This window comes from Desulfonatronospira thiodismutans ASO3-1 (assembly GCF_000174435.1).
Taxonomy (GTDB): Bacteria; Desulfobacterota; Desulfovibrionia; order Desulfovibrionales; family Desulfonatronovibrionaceae; genus Desulfonatronospira; species Desulfonatronospira thiodismutans.
This window is the reverse complement of record NZ_ACJN02000002.1, coordinates 435,922-460,952: the sequence shown is the minus strand read 5'-3', so window position 1 is coordinate 460,952 and position 25,031 is coordinate 435,922. Positions and strand designations below refer to the sequence as shown.

Annotated in this window: 22 protein-coding genes and 1 tRNA gene; 6 read left to right on the top strand and 17 right to left on the bottom strand. The window is 55.7% G+C overall.

What is annotated here, in order from left to right; genetic code table 11:
* Nucleotides 1-101 precede the first annotated feature (101 nt).
* The 5 genes from secA (at nt 102) to DTHIO_RS08270 (ending at nt 6,546) form a co-directional block, all read left to right on the top strand.
* On the top strand, nt 102-2,618 hold the full coding sequence (gene secA / locus DTHIO_RS08290; RefSeq protein ID WP_008869858.1) for a preprotein translocase subunit SecA: 2,517 nt from the start codon (nt 102-104) through the stop codon (nt 2,616-2,618).
* A gap of 131 nt (nt 2,619-2,749) precedes the next feature.
* The gene (gene argJ / locus DTHIO_RS08285) at nt 2,750-3,934 is read left to right on the top strand and encodes a bifunctional glutamate N-acetyltransferase/amino-acid acetyltransferase ArgJ (protein ID WP_008869857.1); all 1,185 of its coding nucleotides are present in this window, start codon (nt 2,750-2,752) and stop codon (nt 3,932-3,934) included.
* A gap of 101 nt (nt 3,935-4,035) precedes the next feature.
* Nucleotides 4,036-4,632, top strand: a complete 597-nt coding sequence (locus DTHIO_RS08280) for an HD domain-containing protein (protein WP_008869856.1) — start codon at nt 4,036-4,038, stop codon at nt 4,630-4,632.
* Between the two features lie 3 nt (nt 4,633-4,635).
* Complete coding sequence (smpB, locus tag DTHIO_RS08275) at nt 4,636-5,103, top strand: SsrA-binding protein SmpB (RefSeq protein WP_008869855.1); 468 nt, start codon at nt 4,636-4,638, stop codon at nt 5,101-5,103.
* A 75-nt stretch (nt 5,104-5,178) separates the two neighbouring features.
* On the top strand, nt 5,179-6,546 hold the full coding sequence (locus DTHIO_RS08270; RefSeq protein WP_008869854.1) for an FAD-binding oxidoreductase: 1,368 nt from the start codon (nt 5,179-5,181) through the stop codon (nt 6,544-6,546).
* A gap of 402 nt (nt 6,547-6,948) precedes the next feature.
* Here the strand turns inward: DTHIO_RS08270 and DTHIO_RS19725 are convergent, their stop codons facing one another.
* Nucleotides 6,949-8,439, bottom strand: coding sequence for an adenylate/guanylate cyclase domain-containing protein (locus DTHIO_RS19725; protein WP_008869853.1), 1,491 nt, complete (start codon nt 8,437-8,439; stop codon nt 6,949-6,951).
* Between the two features lie 418 nt (nt 8,440-8,857).
* Here DTHIO_RS19725 and DTHIO_RS08260 point away from each other — a divergent pair.
* A tRNA-Ala gene (locus DTHIO_RS08260) sits at nt 8,858-8,933 on the top strand.
* Here DTHIO_RS08260 and DTHIO_RS22370 read toward each other — a convergent pair.
* The 16 genes from DTHIO_RS22370 to tnpA all read right to left on the bottom strand — a co-directional run bounded on the left by DTHIO_RS22370 (nt 8,896) and on the right by tnpA (nt 24,922).
* Nucleotides 8,896-9,279 (bottom strand): addiction module protein, encoded by a 384-nt coding sequence (locus DTHIO_RS22370; protein WP_244156363.1) that lies wholly within the window; start codon nt 9,277-9,279, stop codon nt 8,896-8,898. The genes DTHIO_RS08260 and DTHIO_RS22370 overlap by 38 nt on opposite strands.
* Nucleotides 9,280-9,303: 24 nt before the next feature.
* The gene (locus DTHIO_RS21845) at nt 9,304-9,474 is read right to left on the bottom strand and encodes a hypothetical protein (protein ID WP_008869852.1); all 171 of its coding nucleotides are present in this window, start codon (nt 9,472-9,474) and stop codon (nt 9,304-9,306) included.
* A gap of 3 nt (nt 9,475-9,477) precedes the next feature.
* Nucleotides 9,478-10,938, bottom strand: a complete 1,461-nt coding sequence (locus DTHIO_RS08250) for an RNA/DNA-binding domain-containing protein (RefSeq protein ID WP_008869851.1) — start codon at nt 10,936-10,938, stop codon at nt 9,478-9,480.
* Between the two features lie 451 nt (nt 10,939-11,389).
* Nucleotides 11,390-14,440, bottom strand: coding sequence for a type I restriction endonuclease subunit R (locus tag DTHIO_RS08240; protein WP_008869849.1), 3,051 nt, complete (start codon nt 14,438-14,440; stop codon nt 11,390-11,392).
* On the bottom strand, nt 14,440-15,477 hold the full coding sequence (locus DTHIO_RS08235; protein WP_008869848.1) for a PDDEXK nuclease domain-containing protein: 1,038 nt from the start codon (nt 15,475-15,477) through the stop codon (nt 14,440-14,442). Before DTHIO_RS08235 ends, DTHIO_RS08240 begins: the two co-directional genes overlap by 1 nt.
* The gene (locus DTHIO_RS08230; protein ID WP_008869847.1) at nt 15,470-15,841 is read right to left on the bottom strand and encodes a four helix bundle protein; all 372 of its coding nucleotides are present in this window, start codon (nt 15,839-15,841) and stop codon (nt 15,470-15,472) included. Before DTHIO_RS08230 ends, DTHIO_RS08235 begins: the two co-directional genes overlap by 8 nt.
* Nucleotides 15,831-17,213, bottom strand: coding sequence for a restriction endonuclease subunit S (locus DTHIO_RS08225; RefSeq protein ID WP_008869846.1), 1,383 nt, complete (start codon nt 17,211-17,213; stop codon nt 15,831-15,833). The genes DTHIO_RS08230 and DTHIO_RS08225 overlap by 11 nt, the downstream gene beginning before the upstream one ends.
* Nucleotides 17,210-19,570 (bottom strand): type I restriction-modification system subunit M, encoded by a 2,361-nt coding sequence (locus tag DTHIO_RS08220; RefSeq protein ID WP_008869845.1) that lies wholly within the window; start codon nt 19,568-19,570, stop codon nt 17,210-17,212. The genes DTHIO_RS08225 and DTHIO_RS08220 overlap by 4 nt, the downstream gene beginning before the upstream one ends.
* Nucleotides 19,571-19,669: 99 nt before the next feature.
* Nucleotides 19,670-19,960 (bottom strand): hypothetical protein, encoded by a 291-nt coding sequence (locus DTHIO_RS08215; RefSeq protein WP_008869844.1) that lies wholly within the window; start codon nt 19,958-19,960, stop codon nt 19,670-19,672.
* On the bottom strand, nt 19,957-20,181 hold the full coding sequence (locus DTHIO_RS08210) for an addiction module protein (protein ID WP_008869843.1): 225 nt from the start codon (nt 20,179-20,181) through the stop codon (nt 19,957-19,959). The genes DTHIO_RS08215 and DTHIO_RS08210 overlap by 4 nt, the downstream gene beginning before the upstream one ends.
* Before the next feature lie 138 nt (nt 20,182-20,319).
* Entirely contained in the window at nt 20,320-20,625 is a 306-nt protein-coding gene (locus tag DTHIO_RS08205; protein WP_040418205.1) for an ATP-binding protein, read from the bottom strand.
* Between the two features lie 340 nt (nt 20,626-20,965).
* Nucleotides 20,966-21,595, bottom strand: coding sequence for a four helix bundle suffix domain-containing protein (locus tag DTHIO_RS08200; protein WP_244156342.1), 630 nt, complete (start codon nt 21,593-21,595; stop codon nt 20,966-20,968).
* A gap of 86 nt (nt 21,596-21,681) precedes the next feature.
* Nucleotides 21,682-21,861, bottom strand: coding sequence for a type I restriction enzyme endonuclease domain-containing protein (locus tag DTHIO_RS08195; RefSeq protein ID WP_161598648.1), 180 nt, complete (start codon nt 21,859-21,861; stop codon nt 21,682-21,684).
* Between the two features lie 756 nt (nt 21,862-22,617).
* The gene (gene tnpC / locus DTHIO_RS08190; RefSeq protein ID WP_008868370.1) at nt 22,618-24,174 is read right to left on the bottom strand and encodes an IS66 family transposase; all 1,557 of its coding nucleotides are present in this window, start codon (nt 24,172-24,174) and stop codon (nt 22,618-22,620) included.
* 59 nt (nt 24,175-24,233) lie between these two features.
* Nucleotides 24,234-24,584, bottom strand: a complete 351-nt coding sequence (tnpB, locus tag DTHIO_RS08185) for an IS66 family insertion sequence element accessory protein TnpB (protein WP_008869841.1) — start codon at nt 24,582-24,584, stop codon at nt 24,234-24,236.
* A complete protein-coding gene (tnpA, locus tag DTHIO_RS08180; RefSeq protein WP_008869840.1) occupies nt 24,581-24,922 on the bottom strand; it encodes an IS66 family insertion sequence element accessory protein TnpA in 342 nt (113 codons plus the stop codon). Before tnpA ends, tnpB begins: the two co-directional genes overlap by 4 nt.
* Nucleotides 24,923-25,031 lie beyond the last annotated feature (109 nt).

Sequence of the window (25,031 nt, the reverse complement as noted above, 5' to 3'; positions counted from 1 at the left end):
TAACAGCACAAGGTGCTGGACGAAATGGTGAATCCTTGCTCAGTTTGTAAATAAATGCTCAAAAAGTGCTGGTCCAGGCACTTTCGGGCTAGAGGAATTTGATGTTTAATATAGTCAAAAAAATATTCGGAAGTAAAAACGAAAGGTACCTCAAAAGTTTAAGGCCCCTGGTGGAACGTATCAACTCCCTGGAAGAGGAAATAAGTTCTCTAAGTGACGAGCAGCTTCAGTCCAGGGTCCAGGCCTGGAAAGAGGAGGCCGCTGCCGGGGCTTCCCTGGATGATCTTCTGCCCCACGTGTTTGCCGTGGTCCGGGAAGCCTCGCACAGGGTCCTGGGCATGCGCCATTTCGACGTCCAGCTCATAGGCGGGATAGTTCTGCACCAGGGCCGCATTGCCGAGATGAAGACCGGTGAAGGTAAAACAGTGGTGGCCACCCTGCCGGTTGTGCTCAATGCCCTGACCGGCAGAGGAGTGCACATTGTCACTGTCAACGACTACCTGGCCCGGCGCGATGCCGAGTGGATGGGCCGGCTCTACAATTTCCTGGGACTGGATGTGGGCGTGGTGGTGCACGGTATGAGCGACGAGGATCGAAGGCAGGCCTACGCCGCGGACATAACCTACGGAACCAACAACGAGTTTGGTTTCGACTATCTGCGCGATCACATGAAGTTTTACGCCTACCAGCTGGTGCAGCGCGACCTGCAGTTCGCCATTGTGGACGAGGTGGACTGCATACTCATCGACGAGGCCCGTACCCCGCTTATTATTTCCGGGCCAGCGGACATATCCGTTGACCTGTATGCCCGGATGAATTCCATGGTACCCAAACTCAAAAAAGACGAACACTTCAACATAGACGAAAAGGCCAAGACCGTTACCCTCACCGAGGAAGGCGTGCACAGGGTGGAAAATATACTGGGCCTGGAAAACCTCTATGATCCGGAAAACATAACTTACCAGCACCATGTACTGCAGGCCCTCAAGGCCCACCATCTGTTCGGCCGGGACTCGGAATACATAGTCAAGGACGGCCAGGTGATCATCGTGGACGAGTTTACCGGCAGGCTGATGCCGGGCCGGCGTTTCGGGGACGGCCTGCACCAGGCCCTGGAGGCCAAGGAAGGGGTCAAGGTGGAAGCAGAGAACCAGACCCTGGCCTCCATCACTTTTCAGAACTACTTCCGGCTGTATGACAAGCTGGCCGGTATGACCGGTACCGCAGACACCGAGGCGGTTGAATTCAAAGAAATTTACAACCTGGATGTGTCGGTGATCCCCACGCACAAACCCATGATCCGTGAGGACCTGCCTGATGTGGTCTACAAGACACAGCAGGAAAAATTCAACGCCATCGCCGACGACCTGCTGGAGCTGCATTCCAGGGGACAGCCGGTGCTTGTGGGGACCACATCCATAGAAAAATCCGAGCACCTGTCTAAACTTTTGAACAAAAGAGAAGTTCCCCACGAGGTCTTAAACGCCAAGCACCACGAGCGTGAGGCGGAGATCGTGGCCCGGGCCGGAGAAATGGGACGCGTGACCCTGGCTACCAACATGGCCGGAAGGGGTACGGACATAGTCCTGGGGGAAGGAGTTCGCGAACTCGGAGGCCTGCACATCCTGGGCACTGAGCGCCACGAAAGCCGGCGCATAGACAACCAGCTCCGGGGCAGGGCCGGTCGTCAGGGCGATCCCGGTTCATCCAGGTTCTACCTGGCCTTAGACGACAGCCTGCTCAGGCTTTTTGGTTCCGAGCGCATAACCGGGATGATGGACAAGCTGGGCATGGAGGACGGCCAGCCCATTGAAAACAATATGATCTCCCGGGCCATTGAAAACGCCCAGACCAAGGTGGAAGCGCACAATTTCAATATCCGCAAGCAGCTTCTGGACTTTGACGACGTCATGAACCAGCAGAGAACCGTCATCTATACCCAGCGCAGGGAGCTGATGCACGCGGAAAAACTCGAGGATTACGTCCTGGACATGATCCAGGATGTCCTGGATGATGTCTACTCCCCGGTGGGCGAGAGCACTCCGGACAGCCTGGAGGATGAAGAAGAACGCTCCATGCTCATGGGACGACTGGAAGAAATTTTCAATATCAAGCGCCTGCTCCCGGAAGTGGAGTCCCCGGAAAAGGAAAAGACCCTGAACGCCGTCCATGCCCACCTGGAACAGCTCAAGGCGGACGCCGGGGATCAGTACGAGGAGGTGCTGCGGTTTTTCCTTCTGGAAAGCCTGGACCGCAACTGGAAAGAGCATCTTCTGCAGATGGATCACTTAAAGCAGGGCATCGGCCTGCGCGGTTACGGCCAGCGCGATCCCAAAAGGGAATACAAGCGCGAGGGGTATGAACTCTTTGAAGAACTGCTTTTCCGCATAAAGGAAAACGTGGTCCGGGCCCTGTGCCGCCTGCGGATCCGCAAGAAGGAAGAGGTTGAAGGATTCAGGCACAAGGAACAGGAAGACCTGCGCTACGGTGCCCCGCAGAAGGGCGAGGAAAAAAAAGAGGCCAAAAAGGAGCCCCAGCGAAGGGCTGAGCCCAAAGTAGGCCGCAACGACCCCTGCACCTGCGGCAGCGGCAAGAAATACAAGAAATGCTGTGGTTAGGGCGTGGCGCGTGGCGCGTGGCGCATGGGGCATGGGGCAAAGCGTATTGGGCATAGGGCATGGGGAAGAATGTATGCGAGTACGCAGCAGTAGAATTTTGCATTGAATGGCTACAAAAAAGGATACAGGACATGCAGGATCTACCCCTGGGGTTTGATCTGGCTGCGGTCCGGGCTGGATTCAAGTACAAAGACCGCCCGGACCTGGCCCTGATATTCAGCCGGACTCCGGCCAGGGCTGCCGGTGTTTTCACCACCAACGCATTCCAGGCTGCCCCGGTGCTGGTGGCCAGGGAAAACTTAGACCGCAGCGATCTCATGCGCGCTGTGCTGGTCAATGCCGGCCAGGCCAATGCCTGCACCGGTGAAGAAGGCCTGGCCGACTGCCGCAGGACCCTGGACCTGCTGGCCGGACACCTGGATATTTCTGCCGGGGAAATACTGCCTGCCTCCACCGGGGTCATCGGCGTGAGGATGCCCATGCCCACCTGGGAAAAAAGCCTGCCCGGTCTGGTGGAAAACCTGGGAAAATGCACCGGGGAACAGGCGGCCATGGCCATTATGACCACGGACACCTTTCCCAAGACCGCAGCCAGGGAGATAGAGCTGGACCAGGGCCGGGTGCGCTTCTGGGGCATGACCAAGGGAGCGGGCATGATCTGCCCGGATATGGCCACCATGCTGGCCTTTGTTCTGACGGATCTGCAGGTGGACGGGGCCCTGTGGCAGGAGATGCTGGCCGGGGCCATGGAGCAGAGCTTCAATGCCATAACCGTGGACGGAGATACCAGTACCAACGACTGCGTTCTGGCCCTGGCAGGAGGTGGATCCAGGGCAGGATTACACTCCAGCAGGGACCGGGACATAGCAGCAAAAGCCCTGGAGGATGTATGCCGGGATCTGGCCTACCAGATCGTCAAGGATGCCGAGGGCGGCACCAAGGTCATGCATATCCGGGTAACCGGGGCGGCAGACAGCCTGGACGCGCGCAAGGCGGCCAGGGCGGTGGGCAATTCCAGTCTGGTCAAGACGGCCATGTTCGGGTGCGATCCCAACTGGGGCCGCATTGTGGCCGCCCTGGGCAGAAGCGGGGCCGTTTTTGACCCAGACAAAGTCAGGCTCAGCCTGGCGGGCCTGGAGATCTTTTCTAAGGGCAGACCTGTGGATATGGATATAGACGAGGTTTTCGCCCCTCTGCTATCCTCCAGGGATATCCAGGTGGATATTGACCTGGGAAGGGGACAGGGCGAATATTTTCTCATGGCCTCGGATCTAACCGACGAATATATCCGCATCAATTCCGATTACCGCAGCTGAGCAGTCAAAGCGCAGCAGCGCAACTATTAACTCAGAGCTTATCCAGGCCTGGTGTGGCACAGCCAGGGCTGAAGCATTCTATATTACAGGAAGCGCAATATATGACCGCAAAACTGAACCTGCCCCGTGTGGCCGATTTCCTGCACGAGGTGGGCATGCTCAAGAGAACGCCGCGTACAGGCTACCAGTTTCTGGGTACGGGCTCGGAAAATGTGGCCGAGCACAGTTTCCGCACCGCGGTAATAGGCTATATCCTGGCCAGGATGGCCGGGGCGGACCGGGAAAAGACCGTGTACATGTGCCTTTTTCACGATATTCACGAATCCAGGGTAGGGGACATGAATTATGTCAACCGGCTGTATAACAAGACCAATGACCGGTCAGCCCTGGAGGATGCCCTGCGGGGCACAGGTCTGGAAGAAGAAGTGATTCCTCTTCACGAGGAACTGGACCAGAACAGCACCCTGGAGGCCGGCCTGGCCGAGGATGCGGATCAGCTGGATCTTATCCTGAATCTCAAGGAGCAGGAGGATCTGGGCAACAGGTACGCAACTAAGTGGCTGGAATACGCCTGGGAGCGGGTAAAGACGGAGCACGGCCGCAAACTGGCCGGGGCGATTTTTGAAAGCGATCACACCGCCTGGTGGTTTGAAAGCCAGGACAAGCGCTGGTGGATTGAGCGCAAGCACAAGAAGTAGGCTATGTCACAAGGCAAAAGCGGCATAAAGATAATTGCGGTCAACCGCAAGGTGCGCCATTATTTCGAAATAATGGAAACCATGGAGGCTGGTATGGCCCTGACAGGCTCCGAGGTCAAGTCTTTGCGGGCGGGCAAAGTCAGTTTCAAGGAGGGTTACGTGCGCTTTGACCGGGGTGAGGCCTACCTGGTGGACGTGCATATAGCCCCCTATGAAAACGCCGGTTATGCCCAGCATGACCCGGTACGTCCGCGCAGGCTTCTTATGCACAAAAGCGAGATTAAACGGCTCATGGGCAAGGTGGAGCAAAAGGGTCTGACTGTTATACCCACCCGGATGTATTTCAAGCAGGGCAGAGCCAAGGTGGAAATTGCCCTGGCCCGCGGCCTTAGACTCCATGACCGCCGCGAAACCCTAAAGCGCAGGGCCGTGGAACGCGATACCGCCCGGGAAATGGCCAAATATAAGTAGGCATGGGGCGCAGGGCATGGAGCACAGGGAACAGGGAATTTTCACCGGGCCGGCTGCTTAGGGCATGGGGGGGAGATGTCTCTGAAAAAATCCCAGGTCAGAGATCTGGGCAAGATCCTGCCCAATGACGGACTTCTTTTTAATCCTGCAGAAAAACTTATCTACGGCACTGATGCCGGGCGGCGCTTTGCCATGCCCTGGGCGGTGGTATTGCCGGAAACGGTAGAGCAGGTCAGGCAGATTATGCACTGGGCCGGGCAGGAAAAAGTGCCGGTCATCCCCAGGGCCAGGGGGACCAATGTTGTCTCCGCCTGCGTGCCCCAGGCAGGCGGGATTGTCCTGTCCTGCCTGAAGCTTGGCCGCATACTTTCCCTCAGCAGCCGGGACTTTACGGCCCATGTCCAGCCCGGAGTGATTACTCATGAACTGCAGCAGGCGGCTGCGGCAAAAGGGCTTTTTTACCCCCCGGACCCGGCAAGCGTGCGCATCTGCAGCATCGGGGGCAATATAGCCACCAATGCCGGGGGCATGCGGGCTGTAAAATACGGTGTCACCCGGGACTATGTCCTGGGCCTGGAGGTGGTGCTTCCCGGGGGCGAGCTCATCAGCACCGGGGGAAAGGTGCACAAGAACGTAGTGGGCCTGGACCTGAACTCTTTAATGGTGGGTTCGGAAGGCTGTCTCGGTGTGGTTGTGGGGGCCTGGATCAAGCTTTTGCCCCGCCCGGCGTATGCTTCGACCATAATGGCCTGCTTTGAAAGCGAGGAACAGGCCCTGGAGAGTGTGGACCAGATTTTCGGGGCCGGTCTTCTGCCCTGCGCCCTGGAGTTTTTGCCCCGGGAGGTGCTGCAGTGCCTGTCTGCCTATTCCGGCATGCCCTGGCCGGATAACGCAGGCGCCGCCCTCATGGTGCAGTGTGACGGGTTGAAAGGCAGTGTGCGACAGGAGATGGCAGAGGCGCGCAAAAGGCTCAAAGAGCCGGTTTACGTTGATGAGGCCGAAAACAGTGACCAGGAGCGTATCTGGGAGCTGCGACGGCTCATCAATCCGGCCTCTTTCAGGCTGGGCTCAGGCAAAGCCAGTGATGACGTGAGCATCCCCCGGGGAAGTCTTCTAAAGGCCATGCAGGGCATTCGCCGCATCGCCGGAAACCACTCTTTGCAGGTACTGGCCTTCGGCCACGTTGGCGATGGCAACCTGCATGTAAATTTCATGTACGACGACAAGCAGCAAGTTGTGCAAAAAGAGGTCCAGAAGGCCCGGGCAGAGCTTCTTGAGCTGGTGCTGGACCTGGGAGGGAGCATGTCCGGGGAACACGGGGTGGGTCTTTCCAAAAGAGGTTTTTTAAACAGGCAGCCCGGCCTCGCGGCACTGGAAATCATGCGCGGGATAAAAAAGGTCTTTGACCCGGACGGGATTCTAAACCCGGGCAAGGCTATTTAGTTGTCCCCGGCCGGTAAGAACGGCTTATTTTTTTGCCTTTCTAACGCGGACGTTGCCCGCAACCCAATAAAGAAAAGAGCTTTTTTGACAGGATTAACAGGATTAAGAGATTGATTAAGAGAAAAACATTTTTGTCCTGGCCGGGAGCCAGGCCAAAAGGTAATCACTCGCCTCTGGCGATGGCTAATGCAATCTGCGGCTTCCGGCCGCTGATTGCTTATCCTGTCAATCCTGTTAATCCTGTCTAAGTTTCTTGTTTTTATGACAGGGTTTCAGGAGTAAGTCACTAAAATGTACCTGCAAAAAGTCGGAAAATGAATAAGTTAGGAATCAATGATCTATATAACACTTTGTTTTTACTGTCCTCTGCCCTCTGACTTCTGATCTCTGACCTCTGAACTCTTATAACTCACTATCCCTGCCTCGTGTGCCCACCGGGTCACTGTTCTCCAGCAGGTAGATGTCCAGAGTTTCCCGTCTGCCCTCCAGGCTGATATTTTTCTGAGAACGCAGCTGCCCGGGCAACGGAGAGATTTTTGCGGCGACATGGGAGCTTATGATCAACCTGGTGTGCATTTCACGGGTTTTTGCCTCCAGCCTGGCGGCGATATTCACAGCATCACCGACCACAGTGTATTCCATTCGCTGAGGTGAACCGATGTTGCCCGCCAGGACATGACCGGTATGAATGCCTATGCTGTTTTCCAGGATCAGATCCGAGGTCAGGGCCAGGGTGGAGTTCAGGCGGTCGCAGGCCGAGAGCATGTCTACACCGGCCTGCAGGGCTTTGGCTTCTGCCTTTTCATCAGTTATCGGGTGACCGAAGACGGCCATAAGTTTGTCCCCGATAAATTTGTCCACCAGACCGCCTTGTTTCTCCACTGCCTGGACCATGGCGGAAAAGTAGTCGTTGAGCAGTCCCACCAGGATCTTTGGCGGCAGTTTTTCACTGATGCTGGTAAATCCGCGCAGATCGCAGAAAAGGATGCATGCCTCTGCGGTCTCCCCGCCCAGTTTGGGATCATCCGACAGCAGCCTGCTGACTACTTCCCTGGGCATGACTTTGCCCAGGCTGGACTGTAGAAGCTGTTTTTCTCTTAGTTCGCCCACCATCTGGTTGAAGTGCCGGGAAAGGTCCCCCAGTTCGTCACGGCCATGCTCCGGGACCACGGCATCAAGGTCTCCGGCGCTGACCCGGCTCAGACCCTGGTGCAGGGACTTGATGGGGCCAGTAATATGTCTGGTCAGGAGCAGGGTCACTCCCAGGGCCAGAAGTCCGGCCACGCCAAGGGAGATCAGTCCGGCTTGTCTGATGGCGGCCAGCTTGGCCTCCATGTGTTCAGCACACATGTCTATGCCCAGAAGTCCCACATTGCGTCCCCGAAAGTCCTTGATGGGAGCGTACCCGGATATGGTCCAGCCCCATTGGTCCTGGTAAATACGTTGATCCACACTGGGGCGGACAAAGCCTTTGAGCAGGGATGATGGAGGATCGGGGTAAACAGCACCCACGGGCTCAGGCATTTCGTCCGGGGATATCCGGCCGTCACCGGTATCATCGCTGGGGGGTGAGTCCACCACGAACAGGACCTCATCGTCCTGGATGCGCATGGTATAGGCAAATAGGAAGTCCTCGTTGGTCAGAGCAATCTGGTGCAGGATACGCTGGATCCTGGGGTAAGCACTGGAATGCATGTCTTCAGGAGAATTGAGGGCTTCCAGGTCATCTCCGGAAATGAGCCCGGAAAAGGATTTGGCCGCAGTAAGCAACTGACTCTGGATGGATTCCAGCAAGGATTGCCTGGCCTGATAATAGAAATAGGATCCCGTGGCTCCGGAAATGGTGAATGCGGCCACAAACAGAAGTAGAAAGATTTTCAGCCCCAAGCGCATATAAAAGCCTCCCTGCGCAGGAGTATCAGCCCGCCTGCAAAGCGACCTGGCCGGCAGCATTATCGCTCTGTGCCTTAACATTACAGCGAAACTTATGACTAACCTCCGGGGGCTAGCTCTGCCCGCACTTATTTTTTCCAATAAAATCAGGATCATTTAATAAAAATAAGTGCGGGGTGCCTGTCCCCAAATTGAGATATGATATTCTATTTTATAAGTATCGCTAAAGTGTTAAGCAGTTCAGCCATAAGGGCGGGTATCTCCTGCCATTGGGGTTGGTAAAATATGTTTCAGTCGAGCACAGGTCTGCATTGATTTCAGCATAGCTTTAGTCGGCCGGCAGGGCAAGAAAGTTTTCAAAGACCGGACAATTCTCTTGACAAGACCGTTGATGAAATATATTCATGATTGTTCACGAGGGGCTGTAGCTCAGTTGGGAGAGCGCCTGAATGGCATTCAGGAGGCCAGGAGTTCAATTCTCCTCAGCTCCACCAGAAATTTCCAGGGGTTAGGCTTAAAAGGCTTAACCCCTTTTTTTTGATCTATATCCCCTGGGGGGTAGACTCTTGCTTTTGCTTGCTGATTCCACCGGGCCACCGCTGTGGCATTCAGGTCCTTCCATTCGGCCAGATTGCGGTAGATCCACAGGCGCTTGCTGGCCACCACCACTGCATACACACCGGAACGAAACTCCTTCAATCGCTCCTGCGCTACCGAAACCCATTTTTTATCGATCCTGGATTGGGGAGGGTTGAGACTGCGCAGAAGCGAATCGACTACTAACGCACGCTCTTCCACTGGGAGAGCCTCTGCCGCTTCAATCAGGTCTTTAATCTTCATAAATCACCTCTCACATAAATTCTGCTACTGCCGAACGAGCATGCTCAGCGGCATCGGCTGCAAGGCCGGTTGTCTCTCACTCTGATGCCAGTCGCCCAGGTAGCGATAACCCAGCCCGCCTTCCGCCTCGGAACGGGTGAACAGGTCGACCACGCGGTTTTGGGTCAGTCGCTCGGGGCGGGCTCTGCTCACCATGCGCTACTCCCTCTTTTCCTGTCCGGCCTTCAGCAGCGCCTGGCCCAAGGCTGTCAGGCGATATTTCTGGCGGCTGCTGCGCGGTTTGTCCGGAATCGTCATTTCGATAACGCCGGCGTCCAGGGCGGGCCGCAGATAGCTCTCCCGAAAGTGGTCTTCATGTTTCAATCCCAGGGCCGCCTGTATCTCGGAGCGCTTCATCTCGCCCTGCATGGCTTCGGCTAACCGTTTCACTTCCCCGGTAACTCCCCCGGTAACTTCCCCGGTAACTTCCCCGGTAACTTGCGGGGCGGCAGTGTCAACCGACCATTCCGCTTTTGCACGCCAGATCACGGCGCTGAACTGGTTGCCCGCGGGATCATCCACCAAGTCGATCTGCGGCCAGGCTTCCAGGGCACGGGGAATGCCGCTGCCCATGCCACGATACGGCAGGATATGACTGGCGTGCTCGGTGAGTGTGGGGTTGCGGCGGATGGTCTTGCCCTGGCGGATATCCTCCGGACTCAGGCTGTCCGGAAGGTGACCGGGGCTGACGATTTCCACCCGGTCGACAAACACCATGACACGGACCGAGGCGCTGGTGAAATAGTCCCGGTGGATCAGGGCGTTCACCAGCAGTTCTTCCAGCGCTATTTCGGGGATTTCCAGTTCCCCCGGAGTGTTGAAACCGCGCCCGCGCTGCACATGATGCAGATTGCGCTTGATAAAAGCGAAGGCACCCCGGAACTGCTCCAGCAGGGCGTCCTTGATGTCCTCGCTGTCCAGGTAGCGGGTGTCGTGCAGCACCTTGCCGGGAAAGGCCACAGCCTTCACTTCAAAGGCCGGACGCCAGCGCTGTGGATTGCGGCCAAACAACATTAATCCGGTCAGATTCAGCTCCCGACCATCGCCCAGCCCCAGGTTCTGCAACAGCTGCTCCCGAGTCAGGCCGGAAAATTCGCCGCTCGCGCCATAGCGCCGGTCAAAGTAGGCACTGAATGCCTTGTCATCGATATCTTCCACCGAGGTGCCTGCCACCGGCACTACATCGGCGTAGAGCAGCGCGGCGCGCTGGAACATCCGTTGCATTTCCTCGCGAGAGGTCACATGGCGCTTGTCCGCACCCTGCTTGACCCAGATACGCCCCTGATTGTCCAGGTAGGGCTTGGCCAACCCGTCGGGCACTTCCACCACCATGACGATGCCCTGGTCTGTCTGCACGTTCTCAGACAGCGGGTGCAACGGCGGACGCACATGCTGGGAGGCAGAATTGCCCAATAGCTGGTTTAACCGGCGAATATCAGCGGCGTTCAGCCCCGCAATACTGCCATCGTCATTCACGCCCAAAAACAGCCAGCCCCCACCACTGTTGGCGAAGGCGGCAAGCTCAGCAGCAAGGCCGTCGGCATTGGTTGCATTGCGCTTGAACTGGTGGCGGCTGTCTTCGCCGCGGGCGAGGAGGCTGGTGAGTTCTGAAGGGGTCATGTCGGTGCCGTTCTCCCCGCACACTTTGCGTCCTGCAGTCCGGCGCCCCTGACGATTAGTCGAAGGTTGAAGAGCAAAGCCATGATCATTTTCTGGATGTAGCGTTCGCAGCGAACACGCTCAGGCATGATACACCTCAGCAGCAGGTCTTTTTTTGAAATCTTCCCTCCACGTTCTGAGCGACTCAATATCCCGCCTAAGCTCATCCTCTTCCGGAATAAATACTGGCGTTTCGGAGGACTGGCTATGCTCGTAGCAAGAATATTTCGTCATCAAATCGTCCCCATGTATCTGGATAGTTGTCACTTCGGAGAATAGATGTTTAGAACTGCTTTTTCCACATCAAAATGGTGGTTCTAAGACTCAAAATCAAGCAAAAAACAATCTCTTGTTGAATATTTTCAGTATGTTGTCTGGGTCCGAGCCGAACAAACTGTTTTTCATTTCCCTGCTATACAGTCTCATCATAGGTCACCCCGAAGATCGTGTCCGCCAGCCACTTCTTGAAGCCGGGGTTGTCGCTGAACTGCTTGAACAACTCCGTATGGTCGGACAGCATCTCGATGACCACCTTCTCAAGTGCCCTGTCGTGCTCCAGCCGCGCCGCCGATTTGCTGCTGTTCTTCATAGCGTTCTGGTACGCCTGATCTTCCTTCACCTTGGCCGGTATATCTTCGGTAATCACCTTGCGGATGCGATCCGCATCTTCCCACTCGATGTTGCCGAACCGATCGTTGAATGCCTTGAGAATATTGCTCAGTGCGTCCAGCTCGGGCTCCGGCTTTCGTCCGCCGCCACTCGTTGGGACGGGCCCGATCTCAGCGTCTTCATCCGGAAGCGCGAGCTGCATCATCTGCTTAACCTCGGCGCGGTAGCTGTCCATATCGATGGCTTCGAGGATGCCTTTGGACAGGTCCTGCTCGACGGGTGCCGGGAGCTTGGGAATCAGGAAGTTCAGGAAGATGGACAACTTCTCCCACTCGGCATTGGTATAGGGCAGCACCGACGCCAGGAACTGGTACGTGCGCGTGAACGCCTTCGCCTTGCCCTTGAAGTCCACCTGCCCATCTTCGTCCAGCTCGTCGTTGTAGACGCCCACGCATACGTCCAGAATCGGGTCCAGGTTGTCCCGGTCTTCGCCGTCGAGGAACAGTCGGACCAACTGGTCGACCTGCTCATAGGAATACACCTGATAGCCATCCAGGGCCGCCTTCAGGTCGTGCAGCTTGTTGGGATCGGTCTCTTCGCTGAGCACCGTCGTGCGGTAGTAATCTGAGAACGCAGCCTTGATTGTGTCGGCGTCGTTCATGAAGTCCAGCACGAACGTGTCGGTTTTCTGCGGGTGCGCCCGGTTCAGCCGCGATAGCGTCTGCACCGCTTTGATGCCGGAGAGCACCTTGTCCACATACATCGTGTGCAGAAGCGGCTCGTCGTAACCGGTCTGGAACTTGTCGGCCACGATCAGGAAGCGATACGGGTCTTTGCCCGAGATGTCCTTGATCTCGCCCGCCTTGAAGTACTCCTCTATCTTGCTGCTCGGGAACCCGTTCAGGGATGCCTCGGTGATCTTCTTGCCGTCCTGCTCGAAGTCGGAGAACGCCACTATGGCGTGGTACGGGCTCTTGCGCTCCCTGAGGTAGGCCGAGACGGCCTCGTAGTACTGGATCGCCCGCTTGATGCTGCTGCAGATGATCATAGCCCGTGCCCGGCCGCCGATCTTCCTCCGGGCAACCACTTGCTCGTGGAAGTGGACCACCATGATCTCGGCCTTCGTCCGGATGGCGTGATCGTGCGACTCGACGTAACGCCGCAGCTTCTTCAGTGCCTTCTTCGTGTCGAATTCGGGGTCGTCTTCCACTTCCTTGGCCAGACGACTCCAAGTGTTGACGGGCGTGTAGTGCGCCAGAACGTCCAGGATGAACCCCTCCTGGATCGCCTGCTTCATCGTGTAGCTGTGGAAAGGCCGGTAGGGAACCTTACCGTCCACCGGCTTGCCCGGAATCCCGAAGATCTCCAGCGTCTTGTTCTTGGGCGTGGCTGTGAAGGCGAAGTAGCTGGCGTTGGCCAGCATCTTCCGCGACTCCATGATCCTGTTGATCTTGTCTTCAGCATCAAGCTCTTCCCAGGATGTTTTGTATTCACCAAGATCTTCAAGCGCCATGTGCATCTTCGCCGAGGTCTTCCCGCCCTGGCTGGAATGGGCCTCGTCGATGATGATAGCAAACCGCTTCCCGCGATGTTCGTCCCCGATCGCATCCAGGATGAACGGGAACGTCTGCACCGTCGATATGATGATCTTCTTCCCCGCCTTCAGGAATCCGCTGAGCTGCTGCGTTTTGCTCCCGGATTCTCCCGTCACCGCCCCGACCACCGACGACACCTGGGCGAACTGCCTGATCGTGTTGCGAATCTGCTTGTCCAGCACCCGCCGGTCCGTAATGACCACGACGGAATCGAAGACAGACCTGCCGCCTGCCTGCGCCGACCTGACTGCCGTGCCAGCTGCACAGGCAGAGGCTTCGGCAGGCAGGCCATCTTCCAGGCTGATCAACTGGTGGGCCAGCCAGGCGATGGAGTTACTCTTGCCGCTGCCCGCCGAGTGCTGGATGAGGTACTTCTCACCCGCACCCTTGACGGCAGCATCGGCCAGCAATTTGCGGACCGCGTCAAGCTGGTGATAGCGGGGAAATATCTGCTTCGGATGCTTCTTTCGTCCGCGCTCGTCCTTCTCCTCGACGATCTCGGCGTAGTTTTCCAGGATGTCGGTCAGGCCTAGCTTGGTGAGAATCCGCTTCCAGAGGTAGTCGGTCTTGAGCCCGTCAGGGTTGGGCGGGTTCCCGGCTCCGTCGTTCCAGCCCTGGTTAAACGGCAGGAACCACGAGTCCTTGCCCTTGAGGTGGGTGCACATTTGCACCTCGTTGTCGTCCACCGCGAAATGCACCATGCAGCGGCCGAACTTGAACAGCGGCTCATTCGGGCTGCGGTCCCGCTTGTATTGCCGCACCGCGTCGTTGACTGTCTGCTTGGTCAGCGAGTTCTTCAACTCGAACGTCGCCACCGGCAGACCGTTGATGAAGATGCCCAGATCCAGGGCGAGCTGTGTCTCGTCCTGGCTGTAGCGAAGCTGCCGCGTCGCGCTGAAGATATTGGCCGCGTGCAACTGGGCCGCCTTGGTGTTGCCCGGCGTAGGCGTGCCGTAGAACAGGTCCAGGCTTACCGGCCCATGCTTGACGCCTTTGCGCAGCACGTCGATGACGCCTCGCTTGGCGATCTCCGCGTCCAGGCGATGCAGAAACTGCGTCCGCTTGGGGCAGTCCTGATCCAGGGCCAGGGTTTCGACCGTTTCAGGCTGCGTAGCCTCCAGAAACTCGCGCAGCTTCGCCAGGTCCATGACATGCTCGCGGCTGTAGTCATCGTTGCTGCCCTGGACGTAGCCCGCCTCGTTGACGAGCGACTCGACAATCAGTGTTTCCAGCCCTTTTTCGCTTGTATCGGTCGGCATCAGAGATCCTCCAGCAATTGAGCGATGTCCTCCGGCGACGGCAGTTCGCCTTCCAGCGATTGCGGCAATGTCCTGGTGATTTCATAGGTCGCCACACCGATCGGTTTTCGGGCGTCGTGCAAGGCATATTCGACAACCGTGCGATTCTTCTCCTTGCATAGAATGATGCCGATGGCAGGATTTTCGTCTTCCTGGCGTACCTGCTTGTCCAGGGCGGTCAGGTAGAACTGCATCTTGCCGACGTACTCCGGCTTGAATTTGCCGATCTTCAGATCAATTGCGACCAGACAGCGCAAGCGGCGGTGGAACAGCAGTAAATCGATTAAGTATTCTTCGCCGTCAACGTTCAGGCGGTACTGGCTGCCCATAAAGGCGAACATGCCGCCCATGGCCCGAAGGAAACCCTCGATGCGGCCAATCAGCGCCCGCTCCAACTCACGTTCGCTGTGCTCCTCGCCCAGCTCCAGAAAATCAAAAGTGTACTCGTCCTTCACCGCCAATTTGGCCTGTGCGCGCAATTCCGGCGTCAGCGCCTGGTCGAAATTGGTCTGCCCCAGCAGCGATTTCTCGTAACTCTGGTTCTCGATCTGATGAATGAGCACGTTCTTGGACCAGCCGAACTTGCGGGTCATGCGAAGGTAGAATTCGCGCTTCAGGGGGTCCTTGCAACGTTGGAGAATGGCTAGATTGTGGGTCCAGCCGATTTGTGCAACCAGTGGTTGCACTCGCTCGTCGTCACGGTACAGCAGGTAGAACTCCCGCATATAGAAGATGTTGCGACGGGAAAACCCGCCAATCCCCGGGAATTCGGCCCGAAGATCCTTGGATAGCTGATCCGCGATGGCCGAACCGTGCTTGGCGTCCGCCTGCCGCTCCACGATCATCCGCCCGATATCCCAATACAGCCCGACCAACTCAGTGTTGACTGCCTTGAGGGCCTCGTACTGGGCGGCGCGGACACGTTCCTTGATCTCCGCCAGCAGGTCGGGGTAGAAATTTGAAGTGTGAGGGGTGAAGGGTGAATTTTGTTCAGCCATTCCGTTTCTCCTTGAGCCGTTTGGCTATAGTAGTCAAGATGGCTACAAGTTCATCACATTCCTTTGTCATTGCCGAGAGGCGGTTTGCCGGCAGCATTTCTGACGCGGCGAGCAATTTCAACCAATACAGGGTTTCCCGTGCTTCCTTACACGCAATGGAGCATTTGGTTAGATAATCCGCTTCGGACTGAGAGCCTCTGCCTTCCTCGAGAATGGCGCCGATGGAAGTTCCTGCACGCAGCAGTTGTTTTGCCAGCGTTCTGGACACGCCCGGCTTTTCGTCCAGGTGCTGACACAATGTGACAATCCGTATCGCGAATTGAAAAGCGCGTTCTGTAATTTCTGGCGGACGCTTATTTGTCATCTTCAGATTCCTCCAGCAAGTCGACCGCTTTTTCTACCTCCTCAATATCTTCAAATTCTTCTTCATTCACACTTCTCCCTTCACACTTCACATTTCTGACGTCCACCTTGCCGGTGACCACGTCGGCGATCAGGCGGGTGCGATACTCTTGGATGAGGCTGACTTCTCGATTGGCTTTATCGATAGCCGCCTGAAGTGAGGCTGTTTGCTTACCGGTGTCTGATAGGATCTCCAATTGTTCAGCATGCGTCGGTGGGTAGACGATCAAGAGATTTCCGATGAAGTCCCAATCGGCCCGGGGCATCTTCGCCCCGAATGTTGCGCTGTTGATGATGTCGATAAACAGCTTAGATCGCAGTTCTTGTTCAAGAAACTCTGGAAGCAGAGCCTCGTTCTTGCGGCGCAAGACAAGGAACTCCCCGACACAGACTCCCTTCACGCTGGGGCGAGTAACCTTCGCCAAGTACGGGCGTAGCTTGCCGAAGAGCACGTCACCCACATGGAACCGTTTTACTTGACTGCCAAATTCAATGTCTTCGCTCGGCAGCGTAATTCGCCCTGTCCACCCCTCGACATGTTCAAGTGCAACGTAGACTTCGTCAGGTTGCCGCGTCGACGTCTGCTCGTTTACGTTACGAACCAGGAACTTCAGCCGATTTTTCTCCCAGTGCTTTGGGATATTGCCAAGCCAGTCGACGCCGGAGGGTTTGAGGGGCACGTTGGGGTCGAGGCCACGAGTCACGGCGCGATTGATAATGGCCTGCTTCTGCTCGTTCAACACCTTGATCAGCCGCCGCCGATTTCGGATGAACGCATTGACCTTGCGGTCGATGTCACGGATAAAGCGCGTGATGGCCTTACCTTCCTCGACCGACGGCACCAGGATTGGTGCTCTCAGGAAAGCGTCGTCAGTCAACTGAAGACGAGAAATCCACACGCCTTTGGATCGTGTGCGGAGCTCCCAGTGATACACCTTTGATCGAACAAGGTGGTGGATGAAGGGAGCATACTCGTCAAACTCTGGTCTCAGCCGGTAAACCCCGTATGCGCTGCTTACAAGGCCGTGGTGCCTCGCCACGCCAAGCCCGCGTCCCCATGCCCAAAGGCTGTTGATGACCAAATCGTCGGGCCAGCAGCGCTTATGTCCGATGTACGACTTGGCCTCGAACATGGTCACCTTCATCGAACTGCGGGGCACCACTCCGCGCTCTGCGGATACGGTCAATCTCTCCTCGGTGCCGGTCTTCGACCTGACGTCGATGCAACGAAAGAGGTTCTTGGCGCGTCTGACCTTCCAATGCGTGGGAATCTTGCTTGCCCAAGGCAGGCCGCTGTCCTTGTATTCGGCGTATGGCTTCAATTCATCAATCATGCCTTCTGCCCCCCGACAATTTCTTCAAGCAGGCCTTCGCCTTCTTCCTGCAGGGCGAGCAGGTCGACCTTGATCTCTTCCAGCGGCCGCAGCTCCGGCGGCTTGTAGAAGTGGCGGGTGAAGGAAATCTCGTAGCCAATCTTCGTGGCCGACTCGTCGATCCAGGCCCCTGGGACATGGGGCAGGACCTCGCGGCGGAAGAACGCCTCGATGCCACCTTCTTCCAGTAACGGAACCTGCTCGCTGTCGCGCAGTTCGCTGTCTGGTTCGTATTCCAGAACCAGCCCGGGGTCGCCTTCAGGGTTGGCATACAATCCGTGGAGCGGGTCGACTTCGGCCTTGCCCGGCTTGTGGGCCTTCTTGATGACCGGGGGCGCATCCTCAACGCGCCAACTCATAGCGTTGAAGATAATCTTCTGCTCACCGGCAGACAGCTTGATGCCCAGCTTCTTCAGCCCATCGGCCACGGCGTCACGGAAGATGTTGTGGTTGGTGAACACATCCTCGCCAAGTTCATCCCGCAGAGCGCGGGCTGCATCGTAGAGCTTTTTGTCCCGCTTCCAGGTGTCGGCTTTGAGCAGCTTCTTGCGCTTCTTCTCCGGGATGACTGTTCGCTTGGGCGTGTCACTGTCTTCATCTCCGTCGGAGTCCTCATCTCCATTGCCGCCCCAGTCGTGGAGGGTCTGCTCGACCTGCTTGCGCACGGACGAGAAGTTCTCAAAGATGGTGTCGCCGAACTCTTCGTGCAGGGCCTGGCGGATGTCCTCGTCGCCGGAGGCGTAGCGCAGACCCTGGATTGCCTTGCGGGTCAGTTGACTGTGCAGGCGCAGCGGACGTTCAACACGAATCTTCCAGTATCCGAAGGCGGCATTGGGGAAGATCTTCGACTGCTCGGTTTCCTCGAAGGCGAGGAACATCTCGCATATCTGCTTGATCTGCTCCTCGGACAGCTCGCAGTTCTTCGCACCCATGTTCTTGCGCAGGGGCTGGTAGATGTCGGTGGCGTCGATAAGCTGGACCTTGCCCTTGCGCTCCTCGGGCTTGGCATTGGTCAGCACCCAGATATAGGTGGCAATGCCGGTATTGTAGAACATGTTCAGCGGCAACGCGATGATGGCTTCCAGCCAGTCGTTCTCGATTATCCAACGGCGGATGTTGGACTCGCCCGAGCCCGCGTCTCCGGTGAACAGGGACGAGCCGTTGTGGACTTCGGCAATGCGGCTGCCCAGCGGACTGCGCTCGGTGGGTTCGACCATCTTGGTCAGCTTGTTGACGAGAAACAGGAGCTGGCCGTCACTGGAACGGGTGATGAGCGACAACTCGTCGCCGTCGTGCTGGACCACGAAGCGATGGTCGGACATGTCCTTCTTGCCGCCCATGCGGTCGAGGTCCATCTTCCAGCTCTTGCCGTAGGGCGGATTGGAGAGCATGAAGTCGAACTCGCCGGAGGGGAAGGCGTCACGGGAGAGCGTCGAGCCGAACTTCATGTTCTCCGCGCCCTGGCCTTCGCCCTTGAGCAGCAGGTCGGCCTTGCTGATGGCGTAGGTCTCGGGGTTGACCTCCTGACCGAACAGATGGATGGAGACGTTCTTCCCTCGGCTGGAGGCAAGCCCTTGGAGGGTGTCCTCGGCGACGGTCAGCATGCCGCCGGTGCCGCACGCGCCGTCATAGACGCGATAGGTGGCCGACCGGATGTCATCCGCGATGGGCCAGAAGATCAGGTTGGCCATCAGCTTGACGACGTCGCGGGGCGTGAAGTGCTCACCCGCTTCCTCGTTGTTCTCCTCGTTAAAGCGGCGGATCAGTTCCTCGAAAATCGTGCCCATGGCGTGGTTGTCCAGGCCGGGCAGGCGGACGTTGCCCTCGACGTCGCGGACCGGGTGCGGGCAGAGGTTGATATCCGGGTTGAGGAACTTCTCGATGAGCGGGCCGAGGGCGTCGGCATCGACCAGCGTGGGTATCTGGTTGCGGAACTTGAACTTCTCCAGAATCTCCTGGACATTCGGGCTGAAGCCGTCGAGGTAGGTCTCGAAATCGGCCTTGAGTTGCTGCGCTTTTCCCCGTGACTGGAGATCGCGGAGGGTAAAGGGCGAATCGTTGTAGAAGGCGTGGTTGGCGTCCGCACCGGCAGCCCTTGATAGAGCGCCGACCTTATTGGCCACGCCCGCCTTGTCCAGCTGCTCGCTCATCTTCAGGACGTCCTGCTTGGTGGGCTCCAGGCAGGCGTCAAGACGGCGGATGACCGTCATGGGCAGGATCACGTCGCGGTACTTACCCCGCACATAAACATCGCGCAACACATCGTCGGCGATATTCCAGATGAAGTTGGCGATCCAGTTCAGTTGTCCGTTTTCCATTCAATCTCCTATCGTGCGCGACTTCTTGTCTTATTGGCCTAAACGCTGCTAATCAGCCGCGCGAGGCACGAGCGTCGGCAAAAAGACTTTGTTCGACATTCAAAATCGGCCCTTCCAGTAGCCCGGCTCTCGATGAAGGTTCATCACGGCAATGATCAGGAGAACTCCCTGTTCCTCGGAGTAAAGCACTCCATACGGAAACCTCCGTACTAAGGCCCTCCGAATATCACCGTCAAGCACTGGCCAAGCCTTTGGATACATTACAGCCCTCTGAACTGCGGCATACACTTCCACAGAAAGATCGTATCCGAGGCCAGGCTCTATATCTTCATAGTAGGCGACAGCCTCACGAAGTTCGCGCTCAGCTTCAGGGTGAAAGCGGAAGCTCATGGAGATTGCTCGCCCCAGATTTTCGCAAACACCTCTTCTCCGGGGACGGTCTCCACATCACCGGAACGAAACTCCTTCAATCGCTCCTGCGCTACCGAAACCCATTTTTCATCGATCCTGGATTGGGGAGGGTTGAGACTGCGCAGAAGCGAATCGACTACTAACGCACGCTCTTCCACTGGGAGAGCCTCTGCCGCTTCAATCAGGTCTTTAATCTTCATAAATCACCTCTCACATAAATTCTGCTACTGCCGAACGAGCATACTCAGCCGCGCCAGAGATGCGCAGCGGTCGCGGCATCGGCTGCAAGGCCGGTTATTCTCCCGCTGATGCCAGTCGCCCAGGTAGCGACAACCGTTTCACTTCCCCGGTAACTTCCCCGTAACTTGCGGGGCGGCAGTGTCAACCGACCATTCCGCTTCTGCACGCCAGACCACGGCGCTGAACTGGTTGCCCGCGGGATCATCCACCAAGTCGATCTGCGGCCAGGCTTCCAGGGCACGGGGAATGCCGCTGCCCATGCCACGATACGGCAGGATATGACTGGCGTGCTCGGTGAGTGTGGGGTTGCGGCGGATGGTCTTGCCCTGGCGGATATCCTCCGGACTCAGGCTGTCCGGCAGGTGGCCGGGGCTGACGATTTCCACCCGGTCGACAAACACCATGACACGGACCGCCCCATGTGTCAGGATAGTTGTTGCCCTGGAGAATTGAACTTTAGAACTACTTTTTCCATATCAAAATGGCGGTTCTAAGAGTCAAAATCAAGCAAAAATCGAGCTCTTTTTAAATATTTTCAATATATTGGCTGGGTTCGACCCGAGCAAATCGACCCGAGCAAACCTGTTTTCGGTAAACCGTTGCTGTGAACAGACATCCTTCTCGGTCGTCGACAAAATCAATTTGCGGCCATGCAGCCATCGATTAATCCGCCAGTTGGATGTCGTTCTCTCTGCACCAGTCCTGAAGAGCCTTGTATATAGCTTTGTTCTCGAATTCATAGATTTATTTTCGTCTTCTGGCGGTACGCACACTGTACAGTCGTTCTGTAAACCCGCCTTCTTTTTCAAAGGACTCAGCCAGGGCCTGGATCTGCCGGTCCAGGAGATAACCGGCTACAGTGGCCAGTGTCAGAGCTGCATTGGCCGAGATTTCAGGATAAAAAGAGGACGCAGTAAACGTAGAAGACTCAATATCCTTGTCTGATTCCCCAAGTCTACTTTGTTCACTGTGTCCTCTCTCCCAGGCTATTTTTTTAGCCGCATTCATCACCCACTCGGCCACGTCATCAACGCTTCGGCATTGTGCATCAACCAGATCTTGACGCAGGGGGTGATTTCGGTCCCAGCAAGGCAGGTCATGCTGACGCAGGAAGTCCTCGTAGTCCAGCTTCAGTTCTTCAAGACTGGCCCGGGCTACCTGGGTAAGCTTCAGCTCCATTTTCTTGGATGTGGCAGAAACTTCTGATCCTTCCGCGATGTTCTGCACCCCGCTGCGGGCGGCCTGAACCATCTGATCATGAGTGCGGCTGCGCTTATCTATATACCGCCCACAGAAACGCACGGTCAGATCATATACAAGCTGGGCCAGTTGAAAGCTCTTGAGCTTCCGGTAGCCGCCGTGCTTGGGAATCAAGGTTTCAGATTCTGTCAGAAGCAACTCCTTTATTCCGCTGTAAGCGATTCAAATTTTATAAGCACAGCTCAACCCCTGACCCTGCTTTAATACTTCTTGAAGTTCTCGGCCTGCTCAAAGATCTCCTTGTACACTTCATCCCTGTCCACCGGGGGATAGCCGTGATCGGCCAGAAGGATGATCAGATCAGCCTTCAGTTCTCTGAGCCAGGTCTCTGTGAGCCAGGTCTCTGAGACCAGCAACATGCTGTTATCATTATATTTCATCTCAAAAAAACCCAATTTTTGGGTCTTACAGACAACTTTTACCATCAAGAATGTATGGATCTATATGTAAACATTTAAAATCATTACCGTTCAATTTGCAATCTCTCTATGATCAAAAACATCCCAGTTATAACCAATGGAATCTTATCCACCCTGCTCCCTGGTTATTATCAGAAAAGCCCTTTAAAAGTCTCGTCTTATCAAATTTCGGTCAAGTAACCATTATTTCAAGTGGATTACAAGGAAAAACTTGTAGTTTTGGGTCTGGTTCAGGGCACAGGCATTAGTCTTGAGTTAGTTGGCAACAAATGTTGACAGCCCCTTATACAAGATATAGATTTTGTTTATGAAAATGGACTGGGAATGCCCGGTCGGCGTCTGGCCTTGGTGAATACCAGGGCCTTTCGCTTTTTATGGGAACACTTTTAGTCCCCAGCCGTTTACATTGCCCTTAGGTAATTTGAATCTACTGATTCAAGTCTGTGATCGCCACTTTCATCCACAAAAACAATGTAATCATCAAAGTTAGCCATAGTGTTCTTCCCATTCTGTTTTGGGGTAGATCCCGAGCCAATGTAAGAATCTGGGTGGCCAGGTCTTGTGAAATCTAACCAGTGATCACCCGTCCACTCACCTGTTGAGATATGAGAACAAGCGTAAGCGTCCAAACGGGTACACCTATCCATGGGCGGGTATCGTTGGTAGTATTCCCTGGCCCACTGGATATGCAGCAGGCCAGGGGTATGATGGTTGGGATCAGCAGGCAGTGGGGGAAGGCAGGACTTCCGGATCTATGTACTGAGGCATAAGGGCCTTCAGATCCTGCTCGGTCTTGGCCAGGGGCAAGTTTTCAAACAGGTGGCGTAAGTATGCGTAAGGCTCCAGGCCGTTCTTTTTGGCTGTCTCCACCAGGGAGAAGTACATAGCGCCTGCCTTGGCTCCATTGGGATGTCCGGCAAAAAGCCAGTTCTTGCGTCCCAGGGCGAAGGGTCTGATGGCGTTTTCCACCAGATTATTGTCAGGCCGCAGCCGGCCATCCAGTGTATAGCGCACCACTCTGTCCCACTGGTTCAGGGCATAATTTATGGCCGTGCCCAGTTTGCTTTTGTCCGGGGTGGTTTTACTTCTTTCGTCCAGCAGAGTTTTTATCTGGTTTAGTATGGGTATACTTTTTTCCTGACGTTCTTCCTGTATCCGGTCGGGCTTTAGCTTTCTGGTTTCAAAGGACTGTTCCAGGATATATAGCTTGGCGATAAGGTTCAGGATTTCCTGGGCGGTTCCGCCCTTGTGCTTTTGTTTCTTGGAGAGTTTGACCACATCCATAAACTTGCGCCGGACATGGGCCAGGCATCCTACATGGAATATGCCCGGCTTGTCGCCCAGGTCGTTGTAGACTGCATAGCCGTCACTTTGAATATAACCTTGATAGTCCTGGAGGAAATCCAGGGCCAGACCGCTTCGCGTGGGATGATAATCATAAAGGACAGTGGGATTTTCAGGATGGCCGCCAAGGAAAACCCACATATATGACTTGGAAGTGTTGGACCGGCCCGGTTCATCAAGTACCTGTACCGGGGTCTCGTCTATGCCCACCTGGAATCCGAGCATGATCTCCTTTTTGAACAGATCCAGGAAAGGCTCGCAGACCCTGGCCGCATGCATGGCCCAGGAGACCATGGTGGAACGGGAGATATCAATGCCCAGCCTTAAAAGCTGCTTGCACTGGCGATAAAAGGGTAGGCCGTCCACAAACTTGGCTGTGATGATATGAGCCATAAGACCTGGAGTCACTATGCCCTGGGGGATCAGCTGTTCCGGCATGGGAGCTATTTTGACTGCACCCTGATCATCTTCGGCTCCCTCGCAGTTTTTGCAGGCGTATTTGAGACGGATGTAGCGATTAACAATCAGCCTGGCAGGGATATAATCCAGTTTTTCGCTTACTTCCTGACCTATCGGGCTTAGCTCGACTCCGCAGGGGCATATCTTTTCCTCCCCAGAGAGGTCATGGATTATATCCTTTCTGGGAAGATCCTTGGGGATGGGCTTGCGGCCACGTTTCTTACGGGAATGTTCAGGTATGGTGATGGTTTTTTCCTGGGGCGTTTCCACCTCGGTTTCCATCTCAACAAGGCCAGGCATCATGGGCCAGGTCTCTTTAGAGCCGCATTTGGGTTTTTTATCGGATTTGGACCCATAGATGGCTTTTTGCAGGAAGTTCAGTTTCTCCTGCAGGTAGATAAGTTGCTGGTGGTAGTCAGCAACGATATCTTTGAGCGCATCTTTATCATCTGGCAAGTTGTTGATGTCCATAACTGAGTATTCATATACACACAAACATTTGGAATTGCAAGCTTTTTTTGCAAAAAAATCTAAAATAATGTGGAAAATTTTAACTCTTTGTGCCCCCTGACCTGCACAGGGTCCAGACCGTCTAAAAGCCAGACAAGCTGCCTCGCATCAAGCTCCATAACTTCCTGCTTTGATGCAGGCCACTTGAAGCTTTGCTTCTCCAGGCGCTTTTGCCACAAGCAAAAACCGCTTGTGTCCCAGTACAGGATCTTGATGATGGTCCGCTGCCTGTTGCAGAAGACAAACAGATGCCCGGAAAAGGGGTCATGCTCCAGCTGAGCCTGGACCATGATGGATAACCCGTCTATAGCCTTGCGCATGTCGGTATGTCCGGTGACCAGATACACCCTGGCCTGACTAACCGCGATCACGTGATCTCCTCCAGAGTACGGACCAGCTTGGCCAGTACTTCCTGCTGGAAATCACCCGGGATATCCACCTGGTAGCTATTGACCATCAGACGCAGAGGCGTATGGGTTTTCTCCTGGACAACCTTCAGGGGCACCGGCACGACGGCATTTTCCTCCAGGGTTTTCCTGGAATAGGTGTGCCCAAGCTTTTTGCACCAGTAATAGAAGGCATGCTTGGACAGTTCTGCCCTGCGGCAGTATTCGGCCTTGGTCAGGCTGCCCTGCCTCCACTTGTTGATATGCGCGGACCAGAACCCGGCCCGCTCCTCAGGCGTGTACTTCTGTGACTTGGTTTGCATAACGGTCCCTCCTTGGTATTTGGGAGACCATTAGCACATCAGGCGGAGAAAAAAAGATGGGGTTAAATGGACGCTTACCTCACCTGTTGAGATATGAGAACAAGCTCAG

Coding starts and splice junctions, on each gene's coding strand:
- secA (WP_008869858.1), top strand. CDS start 102: ATGTTTAATATAGTCAAAAAAATATTCGGAAGTAAAAACGAAAGGTAC.
- argJ (WP_008869857.1), top strand. CDS start 2,750: ATGCAGGATCTACCCCTGGGGTTTGATCTGGCTGCGGTCCGGGCTGGA.
- DTHIO_RS08195 (WP_161598648.1), bottom strand. CDS start 21,861: ATGAAATATAATGATAACAGCATGTTGCTGGTCTCAGAGACCTGGCTC.
- smpB (WP_008869855.1), top strand. CDS start 4,636: ATGTCACAAGGCAAAAGCGGCATAAAGATAATTGCGGTCAACCGCAAG.
- DTHIO_RS08220 (WP_008869845.1), bottom strand. CDS start 19,570: ATGGAAAACGGACAACTGAACTGGATCGCCAACTTCATCTGGAATATC.
- tnpA (WP_008869840.1), bottom strand. CDS start 24,922: ATGCAAACCAAGTCACAGAAGTACACGCCTGAGGAGCGGGCCGGGTTC.
- DTHIO_RS08250 (WP_008869851.1), bottom strand. CDS start 10,938: ATGACCCCTTCAGAACTCACCAGCCTCCTCGCCCGCGGCGAAGACAGC.
- DTHIO_RS19725 (WP_008869853.1), bottom strand. CDS start 8,439: ATGCGCTTGGGGCTGAAAATCTTTCTACTTCTGTTTGTGGCCGCATTC.
- DTHIO_RS21845 (WP_008869852.1), bottom strand. CDS start 9,474: ATGGTGAGCAGAGCCCGCCCCGAGCGACTGACCCAAAACCGCGTGGTC.
- DTHIO_RS08225 (WP_008869846.1), bottom strand. CDS start 17,213: ATGATTGATGAATTGAAGCCATACGCCGAATACAAGGACAGCGGCCTG.
- DTHIO_RS08240 (WP_008869849.1), bottom strand. CDS start 14,440: ATGCCGACCGATACAAGCGAAAAAGGGCTGGAAACACTGATTGTCGAG.
- DTHIO_RS08280 (WP_008869856.1), top strand. CDS start 4,036: ATGACCGCAAAACTGAACCTGCCCCGTGTGGCCGATTTCCTGCACGAG.
- DTHIO_RS08230 (WP_008869847.1), bottom strand. CDS start 15,841: ATGACAAATAAGCGTCCGCCAGAAATTACAGAACGCGCTTTTCAATTC.
- tnpC (WP_008868370.1), bottom strand. CDS start 24,174: ATGGACATCAACAACTTGCCAGATGATAAAGATGCGCTCAAAGATATC.
- DTHIO_RS08210 (WP_008869843.1), bottom strand. CDS start 20,181: ATGAAGATTAAAGACCTGATTGAAGCGGCAGAGGCTCTCCCAGTGGAA.
- DTHIO_RS08235 (WP_008869848.1), bottom strand. CDS start 15,477: ATGGCTGAACAAAATTCACCCTTCACCCCTCACACTTCAAATTTCTAC.
- DTHIO_RS08270 (WP_008869854.1), top strand. CDS start 5,179: ATGTCTCTGAAAAAATCCCAGGTCAGAGATCTGGGCAAGATCCTGCCC.
- DTHIO_RS08215 (WP_008869844.1), bottom strand. CDS start 19,960: ATGAGCTTCCGCTTTCACCCTGAAGCTGAGCGCGAACTTCGTGAGGCT.
- DTHIO_RS22370 (WP_244156363.1), bottom strand. CDS start 9,279: ATGAAGATTAAAGACCTGATTGAAGCGGCAGAGGCTCTCCCAGTGGAA.
- DTHIO_RS08205 (WP_040418205.1), bottom strand. CDS start 20,625: ATGGTGTTTGTCGACCGGGTGGAAATCGTCAGCCCCGGCCACCTGCCG.